Raw genomic sequence first — 13,182 nt, 5'->3', positions numbered from 1 at the left:
TCGAGTACGAGTTCACCTACCCTGAACGGCGTGGACCAGCAGCCAGCGCCCGGGCGCCGCGAGCGCAAGAAGGCCGAGCTCCGGACCCGGATCTCCGACGTCGCCACGGCGCTCTTCCTGGAGCGCGGCTTCGACGCGGTGTCGGTGACGGAGATCGCCGAGGCCGCCGACGTCGCCCGGCCGACCGTGTTCGCCCACTTCGCGCGGAAGGAGGACCTGCTCTTCGACCGCTACCCGGAAGCCGAGGCTCTGGTGGTTACCGCCGTCACCGATCGCCCGGCCGGCACCTCCGCGGTCGCCGCGTTGTCCGAGCTGATGATCAAGCTGGCGGACGAGGGGCATCCGCTGTCCACGATCCGGAGTCGATTCGCGGCGTTCTGGCGGCTGGTCGAGTCCTCGCGTGCGCTGCAGTCCCGCGCTCGCGAGCTGCTCGACCACCTCGAGCAGGCGATCGCGGCTGCGATGGAGGCCACCGGCGTCCCCGATGCTCGCCTGACCGCTGCGCTGGCGGTTGCGGCGTACCGGACCGTCCACCTGGAGTCGATCCGGCGGATTCTGGCCGGTGACGACGAGGCTGAGGTCGCCGCGGATCACCGGACGCGGATCGGCTCAGCTCTCGCGCGGGTCACTTCAGGTGCCGGGCGATAGTCCTGGCGCAGTCCAAGGCTTCGGTGTGACTCGAGTCGACCTCGACGTCGTAGCTGACGCCCTCGTGGACGAGGGTGGCCTGCAACGCCGCCATCCCGACCGCCCGGTCGCCGCGGGCCAGTTCCCGCCCGGCGGCTACGTCGGGATCGCAGTGGACGCCGACCCAGAGGATCTCGACGTCGCCTGCCGCATCGCGCCAGCGCTGCTGCGATGCGGCTCCGCCGAGGAACACGTCGTCGATGATGACGTTCGCGCCGGCCCGGCACATCGCGACGATCCCGGCCGTCCAGGCCGCTTCCAGGTGCCGGAACTCGGGGCCGACCACGACCTCGCCGTCCGGGCCGATGTGGATCCCGTCGTCCGACGCCTGCATCGCGGCCGGCATCGCCTCGACGAAGCTGTCCGCCCCGAACGTCAGCCACCGCTCGTCCAGGATCGCCTGCAGACACCGGATCATCCCGGACTTCCCCGAACTGGACCCACCGTTGACCACCATCAGCCGACCCGTCACGCCGGCAACGATAGCGATTCCAACGGCTTGGGACTGGTCCGGGCCCAGCTCCGTCCGGCGAGCAGGAGGAACGGTATGGCGAGCAGCTGGATCACTGCGCTGATCAGATAGGCCGAGCCGTAGCCCCAGACATCAGCCGACCGGCCGAGCGTGGGCTGTATGACCGCTCCGCCGCCGGAGGCGAGCAGGTTGTCCGACGACAACACGGTCGCCCGCTGAGCCGACGGGATCTGGCTGTTCAACAGCGCCTGCCGGACCGGCCCGATCGCAGCGAACATGATGGCCCACACGCTCAGCAGCACGAGCGCCATCCAGAAACCCGGGACCAGACCGATCAGCACCAGCGTCACGACGATGACCCCGGTCGCCACGAGCAGGAGCGTCGTACGACGACGGAACAGCCGGGCCAGATACGCCGCGGAGGCCCCGCCCACGATCTGCGCACCGGCGACGAGTCCGGCGGACAGGCCGGCGACCGCATACGAGTTGGGGTTGCCGTACAGCTGGAGGAGGTACGGCTGCGCGGCGTAGAAGCCGTACACGCCGACCCCGGCCCCGAACAGACCCGCGAGCATCAGCCAGCGGACCGGCGGGTTGAGCAGTCCATGAGTCAGCGACGCCTTGAGGATGCCGCGCATCTCACCGGCCACCGACACCCGCGGCTTCGGCGTGAAGCCGACGTCGCGCATCGACCACCACGCCACCACGAAGGTGACCGCGAGCAGGACCGCGCGGACGACGTACGGGACACCGAGGTTCGTCCACTGCGCCAGGAAGCCGCCGGAGATCGAGCCGACCAGCATGGCGACGCCGCTCGCGATCTGGCCCTTCGCGAAGGCGGCGTCCAGTTCGCCGTCGTACCCGGTCGCGTTCAGGCCGTCGACCAGCCAGGCCTCGGTCGCACCACTGAAGAACGTGAACCCCAGCCCGAGCAGCGCCGACGCACCCGCCCAGGCGACGAACGGCGCGTGGTGCTGCCAAAGGAACAGGTAGAGCAGCGTGGACCCGAACAGGGTCGCGGCCCCGAGGAGGTACGACGCCCGCCGGCCGACCGTGTCGGCGACGACACCGGTAGGCACCTCGAACAGCATCATGCCGACGGTGAAGAACGCGTTCGCGGCGAAGGTCTCGCCGATGCTCAGGCCTGCGTCGAGCAGGAACAACGTGTTGATGCCCCAGATCATCGACGACGCCCCGGTCGCCACCGCGGTCAGCGTGATGTACGTGCGCAGGATCCGCTCCGGACTCATCAGGTCCCTCCTTCTCGGTCACCTGGTACGTCGGAGCCGGTCGCGGGTTCTCGACGCCGCTCACCGGACTGACCACCCCGGAGGGGTAGGGTCCGCTTCCGTGAACGCTTCAGGCGCGCCGCACGGTGCTGCGCAGAACACAGTGCGGCTGGCGGTGGTCGTCGCGGCACTCGGAGTGGTGTTCGGCGACATCGGGACCAGTCCGATCTACACGTTGCAGACCGTGTTCAACCCCGAGGACCCGCATCCGGTCCCGGTCAGCACCGACAACATCTACGGCGTCGTCTCGCTGATCTTCTGGTCGGTGATGATCATCGTCACGGTCACCTACATCCTGCTGGCGCTCCGCGCCGACAACGACGGCGAGGGCGGTGTGATGGCGCTGATCACGCTGTTGCGCCAGTGGCGGACCAGCCACCCCGGGCGGCGCCGGGCAGCGACCGTGCTGGCGGCCCTGGGTCTGTTCGGCGCCTCGCTGTTCTTCGGCGACGGCATGATCACCCCGGCCATCTCCGTGCTGTCCGCGGTCGAGGGTCTGAAGGTCGTCGAGCCGCCGCTCGGGCACTACGTCGTACCGATCACGGCGGTCATCATCATCGTGTTGTTCCTGGTCCAGCGCCGCGGCACGGAGACGGTCGGCCGGGTCTTCGGCCCGGTGATGATCGCCTGGTTCGCGGTGATCGGTGCCTGCGGCATCGGCGGGATCGTCGGGAACCCGGACATCCTCAAGGCGCTCGCGCCGACGTACGCGATCGGATTCCTGATCGGCCACTTCCACATCGCGTTCTTCGCCCTGGCCGCGATCGTGCTCGCGGTCACCGGCGCCGAGGCGCTGTACGCCGACATGGGTCACTTCGGCCGGCGCGCGATCAGCCGCGGCTGGCTCTTTCTGGTGCTGCCGGCCTGCACGCTCAGTTACCTCGGGCAAGGCGCGCTGATCCTGGAGGACCCGGGCAACATCAGCAGCCCGTTCTTCCTGCTCGTGCCCAGCTGGGGGCGGCTGCCGCTGGTGCTGCTGGCGACCGCGGCCACGGTGATCGCGTCCCAGGCGGTCATCACCGGTGCCTACTCGGTCGCGTCACAGGCGGCCCAGCTCGGATACCTGCCGCGGCTCCGGGTCGCGCACACCTCGGTGACCACGATCGGCCAGATCTACGTCCCCTGGATCAACTGGCTGCTGTTCGCCTCGGTGCTCACGCTGATCTTCGCCTTCCGCAGTTCCGCTGCCCTAGCCTACGCGTACGGCATGACGGTCACCGGCACGATCAGCATCACCACGCTGCTGTTCTTCTACGTCGCCCACTACCGGTGGCACGTCCCCAAGTGGCTCATCGCCGTCGGCGCCGTACCACTGCTGGCAGTCGACGTCCTGTTCGTCGGCGCGAACCTGACCAAGCTGCTGCACGGTGCCTGGCTGCCGCTGCTGATCGCGCTGACCGCCTTCACGGTCATGACCACCTGGCAGCGCGGCCGCGCGGTCGTCACCGCCGAACGCAAACGGCTCGAGGGCCCGTTGGACGAGTTCATCGAGGAGCTCCGCTCCGGCGGGCTGGTGGCTCAGGAAGTTCCGGGAACGGCGATCTTTCTCAACCGCGGCCGCACCACGGCACCACTGGCGCTGCGGGCGAACGTCGAGCACAACCAGGTGCGCCACGAGCATGTCGTGATCGTCTCGATCGAGACCGAGCCCGTACCTCGCGTCGCCGACGACCAACGGGTGACCGCCAACGAACTCGGGTACGGAGACGACGGGATCACCCACGTCACCGCGCGGTTCGGGTACATGGAGACGCCGGACGTGCCCGCGGCGCTGGCCCTGCTCGACCCGGAGGCGACCGAGGGCCGGATCGACCTGGACCGGGCGTCGTACTTCCTGTCCAAGATCGAGCTGCGCAAGGGGCCGGCGGCGACGATGGCGAGCTGGCGCAAGCACCTGTTCATCGCCACGTCACACATCACCGCGGACGCCGCCGAGTACTTCAACCTGCCCCGCGACCGGACGGTCATCATCGGGTCGCACGTCGAGGTCTGAGGTTTACAACCAGGGTGGCGGCGGTGGCGCCGGCTTGCCGTCAGGCGTGAGTACGTCGTCGTAAGAGCGGCCAGTCAGGTACGCCGCGCACTGGTGCAGCGGACCGTGCACCTGCGGATCGGTCTCGCTCTTCGCGCGGATGTCGGCGCAGAGTTCCTCGAGGAAGCCGGTCGGCAGATCGGCGAAGGTGATGCCGGCGTCGAGGTCGACGGCGTGGATCATCACCTCCATGCTGCGCATCCACGCCACCTCGGTCGCCGGGATCGGTCGCCCCTGCGCGCTCCGCACCTCGGCCTGCCACTGCTCCTCGGTCAGCGCCGACATGGCCTCGGCCAGGGTCTGCGCGGTCTGCTGGAACCGCTGCACCAGTTCCTCGGTGGGACGCTGCGACCCGGCCTCGATGTCGGAGTTGCGCTGCTCCGGTGACGTGTACATCCGGCGCTCCTCGCCGGTCCGCGCCCAGTGCACCAGGTTGCCGAGGGCCTCGGCGTTGTTGGACAGGTGCGCGGCGACGTGCTTGCGGGTCCATCCCGGGAGGGACGACGGGGCGTCGAGATCCGCGTCCGCGAGCGCTCTCGCGCAGAGCTCCGTACCTTGGGCAACCCAACCGTTACTGGTGGCGAGTGTGCGCGTCATGCTCGCAACCTAGCGGACCGGAGTGAACCCTCGGACGGCCGCGTACGGCGCGCGTTGTTGCAGGGGGTCGGTGATCTGGTGAGACTGAGCGCGCCGGACAGATGCGCACAGTGAGGAGGACCGCGGATGGTGACGACGATCGGGGTTGTCGGTCCGTCGGATCTGGTCACGTCGACCGGACGGGTCCTCGCCTCCCAGCGCGGTATCGAGGTCGTGCCGCTGCGCTACCGCCGCGAGACCGACACCCCGAAGGTGATGGCCGAGGCGCCGCCGACCGTCGACGCCTGGCTGTTCACCGGCGTCGTGCCGTATCAGATCGCCGCCGCGAACAATCTCCTCGACCGTCCGGCCGTCCACGTCGAGTACACCGGCGCGACCCTGATGCGCGCGCTGGTCCAGCTCCTCCGCGAGGGCCGCGACATCACCTCGATGAGCATCGACATCCTGGACGAGGCTCAGGTGCACGAGACGCTCGACGAGGTCGGGCTGCCGACCCGAGGCATCCGCGTCCTCCCGTATCGCCCCGGCCTCAGCTCCGACGACGTACTCGCGTTCCACCGCGAGGCCCACGCGACCGTCGCCATCACCTGCATCCGGTCGGCGTACGAGAAGCTCCGGACCGAGCAGACGACGCTCCGGCTGGCGCCTTCGGTGCACTCCGTCCGCGCGGCGGTCAACGGTCTGCTCCTCGTCCACGACGCTTTGCGCAGTGATGATGCGCAGATCGCGCTCGGCCTGGTCGAGATCGCCGCGGAAGGCGAGAACGCTCTGCGACGCGAGGCCGGCTCTCTCGGCGGCAGCGTCATCCGGTACGACGACAAGCGGTTCCTGGTCGTTGCCACGCGGGGACCACTGGAGCAGGCGACCGCGGCGTTCACCGAGCTCGGCATGCTGAACAGGCTCAAGGAGCAGTTCGGACCGGTGCGGATCGGGTTCGGCATCGGTGGCTCGGGCACCGAGACCGAGGCGCTGGCCCGCCGCGCCCTCGGCCGGGCGAAGACCGCCGGACGGACCGCGGCCGTGATCTCGCTGCGCAACGACATCGACCTGGTCCTCGTCGGCGGCGGCGCGCCCCGCGCGCAGCAACGCTCGAAGCTCCAACTCCTCGCGCAACGTGCCGGCCTGTCCAAGGCCACCCTCGAGCGACTCCAGGAGCTGGTCCACGCGACCCCGGAGGCCGGTCTCACCACCCGCACGGTCGCCGACCACCTCGGCATCCAGCCGCGCACCGCCCGCCGTGTGCTCAACCGCCTCGAACGCGCCGGCCTGGCCGATGCGACCGGCACCCAGGCAGGCCCCAGCAGCGGCCGCCCGCTGATCATCTACCGCGTCCATCTCTGACCTGTTGACGCCCCGAATCGGGCCCGCGTAGGGTTCCGGGATAATTACAGCCATGACCGTAATAGCGGTTGGCTCACCCCGGGAGGCCTTGTGGACAAGCGGTTCACACGGAGACTGATCGGCACCGTCGTCGTTTGCGCGGCACTGCTGGGTGCCGGAGTCACCGCCCGGGCCGAAGTTCCGGCCAAGCCCGAAACGCCGGTCACGATCGACACCCTCGGCCCGGCGTCCGCCGTCACCTCGACCAGCGTCGCCGAGCAGGTCGGTGACCGGATCTGGACAGTGACGTCCAGCGTCTCCCCGGTGCAGGTCGGTGCCTTCGACCCGGCCACGCGCACCGTCGATCGCAAACTCGCGCTTCCCACCGGCGCCGGCGCCTGGGCGATGGCGCACATCGGCACCGATCTGTACGTCGCCCTCTACACCCCCGGCGACGTCTACCGCATCGACACCACCACAGGGACCGCCACCAGGGTCGCGCAGTTCGGCTCGTTCATCTGGTCGATCGCCGCCACCCCGGACGGCAAGATCGTCGCCGGCACCTACCCCGACGGCGCCGTCCACGAGTACGACCCGGCCAGCGGCACGACCAAGTCGTACGGCGCGGCGATCGCCGGCGAACAGTACGTCCGCAGCATCGCCGCCGACGCGACCACCATCTACGCGGGCGTCGGCACCAAGGCCCACCTGATCGCCATCGACCGTGCGACCGGCGATCGTCACGACGTCCTCCCGGCGAGGTACGCGGACCGCACCTTTGTCGCAACGCTCACCTTGTCCGGCACCACGCTCGCCGCCGGACTCTCGCCGACCGGCACGATGCTGCTGTTCAACACGACCGACCTCAGCAACCCGGTCGAGGTGCAGACGCCCGGCGGAGACCAGTACGTCACCGCCATCACGATCGACCAGCCGACCGGCGACGTGTATCTGGGCACCCGCCCGTCCGGGACGCTCTACAAGTACCGCGACACCACGCTCACACCGCTCGGTTCGCCGTACGACGGCGCGTACTTCAACCGGATCTTCGTCGACGGCTCCACGATCCGGGCCGAGCTGACCAGCCAGGTCGTCGACTTCGACGAGGCGACCGGGACGTTCAGCGGCACCGACCTCGGCCAGGCCGGGCTGCCACCGGCGCCCGAGCAGGCAATGGGGATCGCGGCCACGAAGACCTCGGTGCTCGTCAGCGGCAAGGCCGGCATCCAGGTCCACGATCTCGCCACCGGCACCAGCACGCGGACCTTCCTGCCGGGTGAGGCCAAGACCTTGACCCCGGTCGGCGATGACGTCTACCTCGGCGTCTACACGCTCGCGCGGTTGTGGGCGATGACGCCGAACGGCTCCGGCCTGCACGAACTCGGCCAGATCGGCCACGAGCAGACCCGCCCGACAGACGACGCGTACGACGCCCGCTCGCGGACCTGGCTGATCGCGACCGAGCCCGACTACGGGAAGTACGACGGAACGCTCACCGAGCAGCACCTGGACACGGGCGTCCGCGAGGTCCACCGCGGCGTCGTACCGCACCAGTCGGTCCGCTCGGTCACCACGGACTCCGGCATCGCCTACCTCGGCGGGGCCACGCGCAACAGCCTCGGTACGACGCCCATCTTGCCCGAGGCAACGGTTGTCGCCTTCGACCTGCGCAGCAACCGCACGCTGTGGGAGGTCGCGCCGCTCGCCGGCGCTCAGAGCTACAGCGACCTGCTGACGTATCGCGGCAGGCTCTACGCGACCACCGACGACGGGCGGCTCGCGGTACTGGATCCACACACCGGCAAGCTGCTGTCGACCGTTGTCCTCGGCACCAGTCAGAGCCGGCTGACGATCGCGCGCTCCGGGCTCTTCGGGACGGACAGTCAGCGCGTGTTCCAACTCGTCCCGAACCGCAAGGGCGCGCCCACCGTGACCACGGTCGTCGCCGGGCTGGCCGCGCAGATCTACAGCTATCCGCTGATCACGACGTCGCCCACCGGCGACGCCCTCTACACGATCAAGGGCCGGGACCTGGTCCGCACCGGCAACCTTCCCCGGGAGAAGTGAGCCGATGACCCAGCTATCCCGCCGTACGCTACGGCCAGATCTTCATCGACAGCTCCGGGGTCTATGGTGAAACGAACTTCGGCGGCAATCTGTACCGGCTCGGCCCGGCCTGACCGGGGCGGAGCTGCTGGTGAACAACCCGGTGACCGGGTGGTACACCGTGCCCCAGCTGACCCCGGTGGCCGGCCGCCGGCACGTCGTCCGGGGTCTCGCCGACCGCGATCTCGTCCAACTACCGTTGCCGTAAGCAACCTCAACCACGTGAGGACGCGTTTCGATGGACAACAGCACGCTCGCCCGTGACGGCGGTACGCCGGTGCGCACCACTCCCCTGCCGTCGGTGTTCGACTCCTCCGGCCGCCGGTTCGGCGACGAGGAGGTCAAGGCCGTGGAGAGGGTGCTGCGCAGTGGCATGCTCTCGGCGACCTGGGGCACCGAGGTCCCGGCCCTGGAGCGGGAGTTCGCGGACCTGCTGGGCGCCGGGCATGCGGTCGCGTGCAGTTCGGGTACGGCGGCGCTGCACCTCGCGGTCGCCGCGGTGAACCCGGAGCCGGGTGACGAGATCATCACCACGCCGATCAGCGACATGGGCACCGTGTTCCCGATCATGATGCAGAACGCCGTACCGGTGTTCGCCGACGTCGACCCGATCACGGGGAACCTCGATCCCGCCGCTGTCGCCGCCGCGATCACGCCGAGGACGAAGGCCGTGATGGCGGTGCACCTGTTCGGCAAGCCGGCCCCGATCCGGGAACTGCGGGAGCTGTGCGATCAGCACGGGATCGTCCTGATCGAGGACTGCGCGCAGGCCTACCTCGCCCCGGTCGGCGACACGTACGTCGGGCGGATCGGGCACATCGGCTGCTTCAGCCTGCAGCAGACCAAGCACATCAGCGCCGGCGACGGCGGTCTCGTGGTCACCGACGACGCCGCACTGGCCCGGCGGATGCGGCTGTTCGCCGACAAGGGCTGGCCGCGCGACACCGACGAGCGGACCTACCTGTTCCTCGCCCTCAACTACCGGATGACCGAGTTGGTGGGGGCGGTGACCCGCGCGCAGTTGTCGCGGGTGCGGGAGATCGTCGCGGATCGTCGTACCGGCGCCGCACGCGCCACGGCCGGGATCGGCGACCTGGCCGGCATCACGGCGCCACCGGACGGCGGCGATCACGTGTACTGGCAGTACCCGCTGATCATCGACCCGGAGGTTGCGGGCGACATGCGCGAGTGGGCGGCGGCCCTGACCGCCGAGGGCGTGCCCGCGGTCGGCGGCTACCTCACCAGCCCGCTGTACGCCGCGCCCGCGGTGCGGGAGCGGGTCACCTACGGACAGTCCGAGTTCCCCCTGCAGGACGTCGAGTATCCGCCGGGTCTGTGCCCGAACGCCGAGGACCTGATCACCAGCCGGCTGCTGGTCCTGCCCTGGAACGAGAACTACACCGACGCGGACGTCGACGACATCGTCGCCGCGATCCGCAAGGTCCACAGCGCACTGGCCCGGGAGGCCTGATGAACGACACCCCGCACCTGCTGGACTGCGACGTACTGGTCGGGCACGACGTCACGACCGGTCGCTGGAGTCGTCCCGACGCGGTGCAGGACGTGTTCAAGGCCACCGGGATCTCCGGTGGTGTGGTGTCCTCGCTGCGGGCCGTGCACTTCGACGTACCGACCGGGAACGACGGGGCGCGGCAGGTTGCCGACAGCAACGGCTGGTCGGCGGCCCCGGTGCTCGACCTGCGCGACGTGCTGGGCGCCGAGCGGGAACTCGAGCGGATCCTGGCTCAGCCGGACCGCCCGCGGACGATCCGGCTCGCGCCGACCGCGCAGGGTGTGGAGCCGGGCTTCCCGTCGTTCGACCACGTCGTGCGGCTGCTGGTGGAGGCGGACCTGACGATCTTCGTGGAGGGCGACGTACGCAAGATCGGTACGCCGTTCCGCGGTCTCGGGGCGCGCGTCGTGTTCCTCGACACGCACTTCTACCACCTCGGCGACTTCATCGTGCTCGCCCGCGCGGAGAGCGGGTTCCACACCTCGACCCGGATGCTCACCGGGCCGGACTCGCTGGAGATCGTCGCCGGCGAGGTCGGCGCCGAGCGGTTGCTGCTCGGCTGCCGGACGCCGTTCCACGAGACCCACTCGGTGGTACGCCGCCTGCTGACCTCGAAGCTCACGCACGCCGAGATCGCCCAGGCCGGCAGCAAGTCCCTGACCAACCTCCTGGAGCCGGCATGCTGATCGACGTACACGCGCACTGGGGTCCGTGGTTCTTCTCCATGGACGTGCGCAGCATCGACGTCAACATCGACCTGATCGACCGCTTCGGCATCGACCTCCAACTGGTCTCCGCGATCGAGGCGATCGTGTACGACGCCCCCGCGGGGAACCGCTCGCTCGCGGAGCAACTCCCGGCCGACCCGCGGCTGCGCGGGATGCTCGTGGTGGATCCGCGGCGGCTGGACGAGGCCCGGGCCGATCTGGACGAACTGCTCGCCGGCGACGGTCGCTCCCGGTGGGTCGGGGCCAAGATCCACACCGAGTACAGCCGCACCCCGATCGCGTCTCCCGGCATGCAGGCCGCGATCGAGCTCACCACGGAGTTCGGACTGCCCACCCTGGTCCACACCTGGGGCGACAACGTCCTCGACCTCGCCGACGTCGCGGCCCGCGTCCCGGACGCTCGGGTGATCGCCGGCCACATGGGCGCGTTCGGCTGGCCGCACCTGCCCGAGGCCGCGTCCCGCTCGGACCGCATCTGGTTCGAGCCGTGCTGGTCCGCCCCCGACGCCAACCGGATCCGCTGGGTCCTGGACCAGATCGGCCACTCCCGGCTCATGTTCGGCACCGACGCGACCCTCATCGACCCCTCGGTCGCCCTGGGCGCCTTCGAAGCCGCCAACCTCACGCCCACCGAACACGACGCGATCATGTGGCAGAACGCCACCAGTCTGTTCAGCCTCTGAGCGCCTGGTTCGGGGACACGAAGACCACGATGTCGGTCTCGGGGCCCCGGACGGGTGGTTCCTGCCAGCCGATCTTGCGGTAGAACGCGAGCGTGTCGTGATTCTGGTTCCAGGCCAGTAGCCAGGCGCGCGGTTGCTCCTGGGTCGCCGTCTCCAGCAACCGCCGCCCGAGGCCCGTCCCGCGGGCGTGCGCGAGCACCCCCAGCTCGTCGATCTCGAAGCCACCGACAAGCAACTCCTCGACCTGCTCCGGGCCGAGCCGCTTCTGCACGCTCCCGTAGGACCGATCGGTCCGGAACGGCGCCGGCGTGATCCAACCGGTCACGAACCCCGCGATCCGCCCGTCCTCGGACCGTTCCACCCAGGCCTGGAACCCGTCCCGCCGGGCGTCGCCCTCCAACCGCCGCCGGAACGCGACTCGCGTCTCGTCCGGATCCCGGTGCTGCCACGGCGGGGCCGTGAACACCTCGACGTACGCCTCGGTCAACTCGTCCGCGATCTCCAGCACGCCAGCCCCATGACTCTCCACGAACACAACCTAATCAACCCATGGTGCGGTGGACGCCTGCGGCAGGCGTCCACCGCCCGGGCGATCAGTGGGTGGCGGGCTCCGGCTCGGGTTGTGGCGCCGGCCTGGCCGGCGGTGGAGCGGCGGCGATGGCCTCCAGTTCGGTGCGGAACTGAGGCAGCATCCAGCGCAGCGGCTGGTCCAGGACTCTGGCGATGGTCGCCTCGTCGACGCGCAGCAGGCCGGCGATGCGGGCCAGCGCGTCCGGTTCGTCGGTGGCGGCGTGGAGCAGGTGCACCACCTCGTGCCGGTGGGCGAAGACGGCCAGTGCGGCCGCCGCCAACCCCGGATCGATCTCGGGCGGACTTGCGATTTCCCCGTTAACAGTCACGCATCCTCAACCCGATCCACCCCCGATCGGTTACGTGTCAGTCGTTTTGATCACCCTCCGCCAGGCAGCCAGCCGACCTTGCCGATCAGGTACGTCGCCCCCACCAGGGCAGCGATATCGATCAACGTATGAGCCACGACCAGCGGGCCGACCCGGCCCCAGCGCCGGTACAGGTGGCAGAAGATGACACCCATGATCACGTTGCCGGCGAACCCGCCGAGGCCCTGGTAGAGGTGGTACGAGCCTCGCAGCAGCGAACTGGTGACCGTCGACCGGGTGGTCGACCAGCCCAGCTGGTCCAGCCGGTGGTTGAGGTAGCCGAGGACGATGACCTCCTCGAGTACGGCGTTCTGTACGGCGACGAGGACCAGGATCGGGATGCGCCACCAGTAGTCGGGGAGCTGCGACGGGTCGACGGACAGGTTCGCGCCGGTGGCGTAGGCGGCGAGGTAGAAGGCGAGACCGGCTCCGCCCACGCAGGCGGCGACTGCGGTGCCGCGGCCAAGATCGCGGATCCGCTGCCGCAGATCGAAGCCGATCGTGTGCAGAGACTCGCCGCCGCGGGCCAGGAAATGGGCGACGAGCGCGACCGGGACCAGGGCGTTGACGATCGCGAACACCTGCCAGGTGAGATCCAGCCACGGGCGTCCCGGCGCCCGCGAACCGACGATGACCGCCGTCTGCCCGCTGATCGGCTTCGCCGAGGTCAGTACACCGGTGAACGAGATCACCGCCGAGAGGGCCGACGCGCCCAGCGACAGCGCCAGGACCAGCCAGATCTCCTTCGTCAGGACCCGTCGATCGGCCACGGGGGCCGCGGGAGGTCCGGCGGCCTCACCCGCGGAGCTCGTCATGC

13 protein-coding genes are annotated in these 13,182 nt (G+C 69.7%); 7 read left to right on the top strand and 6 right to left on the bottom strand.

What is annotated here, in order from left to right:
• Positions 1–30 precede the first annotated feature (30 nt).
• Positions 31–648 (top strand): TetR/AcrR family transcriptional regulator, encoded by a 618-nt coding sequence (locus tag E0H75_RS19385; RefSeq protein WP_165553852.1) that lies wholly within the window; start codon positions 31–33, stop codon positions 646–648.
• On the opposite strand, the gene cpt is transcribed toward E0H75_RS19385, so the two are convergent.
• Both cpt and E0H75_RS19375 read right to left on the bottom strand, forming a co-directional pair.
• On the bottom strand, positions 626–1,159 hold the full coding sequence (gene cpt / locus E0H75_RS19380) for a chloramphenicol phosphotransferase CPT (protein ID WP_238163141.1): 534 nt from the start codon (positions 1,157–1,159) through the stop codon (positions 626–628). The genes E0H75_RS19385 and cpt overlap by 23 nt on opposite strands.
• Complete coding sequence (locus tag E0H75_RS19375) at positions 1,156–2,409, bottom strand: MFS transporter (protein WP_131514980.1); 1,254 nt, start codon at positions 2,407–2,409, stop codon at positions 1,156–1,158. The genes cpt and E0H75_RS19375 overlap by 4 nt, the downstream gene beginning before the upstream one ends.
• A gap of 100 nt (positions 2,410–2,509) precedes the next feature.
• On the opposite strand from E0H75_RS19375, the gene E0H75_RS19370 reads away from it, so the two are divergent.
• Positions 2,510–4,441 carry a potassium transporter Kup gene (locus E0H75_RS19370; protein WP_238163140.1) on the top strand — a complete coding sequence of 644 codons (1,932 nt, stop codon included), beginning with the start codon at positions 2,510–2,512 and terminating at the stop codon, positions 4,439–4,441.
• A 3-nt stretch (positions 4,442–4,444) separates the two neighbouring features.
• Here the strand turns inward: E0H75_RS19370 and E0H75_RS19365 are convergent, their stop codons facing one another.
• The gene (locus E0H75_RS19365; protein WP_131514979.1) at positions 4,445–5,077 is read right to left on the bottom strand and encodes a maleylpyruvate isomerase family mycothiol-dependent enzyme; all 633 of its coding nucleotides are present in this window, start codon (positions 5,075–5,077) and stop codon (positions 4,445–4,447) included.
• Between the two features lie 126 nt (positions 5,078–5,203).
• Between E0H75_RS19365 and E0H75_RS19360 the strand changes: the two genes are divergently transcribed.
• The 5 genes from E0H75_RS19360 (at position 5,204) to E0H75_RS19340 (ending at position 11,427) form a co-directional block, all read left to right on the top strand.
• Complete coding sequence (locus E0H75_RS19360; RefSeq protein ID WP_131514978.1) at positions 5,204–6,418, top strand: helix-turn-helix domain-containing protein; 1,215 nt, start codon at positions 5,204–5,206, stop codon at positions 6,416–6,418.
• A gap of 90 nt (positions 6,419–6,508) precedes the next feature.
• Entirely contained in the window at positions 6,509–8,464 is a 1,956-nt protein-coding gene (locus tag E0H75_RS19355; RefSeq protein ID WP_131514977.1) for a YncE family protein, read from the top strand.
• 277 nt (positions 8,465–8,741) lie between these two features.
• Positions 8,742–9,974 (top strand): DegT/DnrJ/EryC1/StrS family aminotransferase, encoded by a 1,233-nt coding sequence (locus E0H75_RS19350; RefSeq protein ID WP_131514976.1) that lies wholly within the window; start codon positions 8,742–8,744, stop codon positions 9,972–9,974.
• Positions 9,974–10,702 carry an amidohydrolase family protein gene (locus E0H75_RS19345; RefSeq protein ID WP_131514975.1) on the top strand — a complete coding sequence of 243 codons (729 nt, stop codon included), beginning with the start codon at positions 9,974–9,976 and terminating at the stop codon, positions 10,700–10,702. Before E0H75_RS19350 ends, E0H75_RS19345 begins: the two co-directional genes overlap by 1 nt.
• Complete coding sequence (locus E0H75_RS19340) at positions 10,696–11,427, top strand: amidohydrolase family protein (protein WP_131514974.1); 732 nt, start codon at positions 10,696–10,698, stop codon at positions 11,425–11,427. Before E0H75_RS19345 ends, E0H75_RS19340 begins: the two co-directional genes overlap by 7 nt.
• On the opposite strand, the gene E0H75_RS19335 is transcribed toward E0H75_RS19340, so the two are convergent.
• From E0H75_RS19335 to E0H75_RS19325, 3 genes are all read right to left on the bottom strand, one after another.
• A complete protein-coding gene (locus tag E0H75_RS19335; RefSeq protein ID WP_165553850.1) occupies positions 11,417–11,956 on the bottom strand; it encodes a GNAT family N-acetyltransferase in 540 nt (179 codons plus the stop codon). The genes E0H75_RS19340 and E0H75_RS19335 overlap by 11 nt on opposite strands.
• A gap of 64 nt (positions 11,957–12,020) precedes the next feature.
• On the bottom strand, positions 12,021–12,326 hold the full coding sequence (locus tag E0H75_RS19330) for a hypothetical protein (protein ID WP_131514972.1): 306 nt from the start codon (positions 12,324–12,326) through the stop codon (positions 12,021–12,023).
• Between the two features lie 50 nt (positions 12,327–12,376).
• Positions 12,377–13,180 carry a CPBP family intramembrane glutamic endopeptidase gene (locus E0H75_RS19325; RefSeq protein WP_131514971.1) on the bottom strand — a complete coding sequence of 268 codons (804 nt, stop codon included), beginning with the start codon at positions 13,178–13,180 and terminating at the stop codon, positions 12,377–12,379.
• Positions 13,181–13,182: the final 2 nt, after the last annotated feature.

This window comes from Kribbella capetownensis (assembly GCF_004331485.1).
Lineage (GTDB): Bacteria > Actinomycetota > Actinomycetes > Propionibacteriales > Kribbellaceae > Kribbella > Kribbella capetownensis.
This window is presented reverse-complemented; position numbering and strand designations above follow the sequence as displayed.

Excerpts from the sequence above, each read along its gene's own strand:
- E0H75_RS19375 (WP_131514980.1), bottom strand. The coding sequence starts at position 2,409 with ATGAGTCCGGAGCGGATCCTGCGCACGTACATCACGCTGACCGCGGTG.
- E0H75_RS19365 (WP_131514979.1), bottom strand. The coding sequence starts at position 5,077 with ATGACGCGCACACTCGCCACCAGTAACGGTTGGGTTGCCCAAGGTACG.
- E0H75_RS19360 (WP_131514978.1), top strand. The coding sequence starts at position 5,204 with ATGGTGACGACGATCGGGGTTGTCGGTCCGTCGGATCTGGTCACGTCG.
- E0H75_RS19350 (WP_131514976.1), top strand. The coding sequence starts at position 8,742 with ATGGACAACAGCACGCTCGCCCGTGACGGCGGTACGCCGGTGCGCACC.
- E0H75_RS19345 (WP_131514975.1), top strand. The coding sequence starts at position 9,974 with ATGAACGACACCCCGCACCTGCTGGACTGCGACGTACTGGTCGGGCAC.
- E0H75_RS19340 (WP_131514974.1), top strand. The coding sequence starts at position 10,696 with ATGCTGATCGACGTACACGCGCACTGGGGTCCGTGGTTCTTCTCCATG.
- E0H75_RS19325 (WP_131514971.1), bottom strand. The coding sequence starts at position 13,180 with ATGACGAGCTCCGCGGGTGAGGCCGCCGGACCTCCCGCGGCCCCCGTG.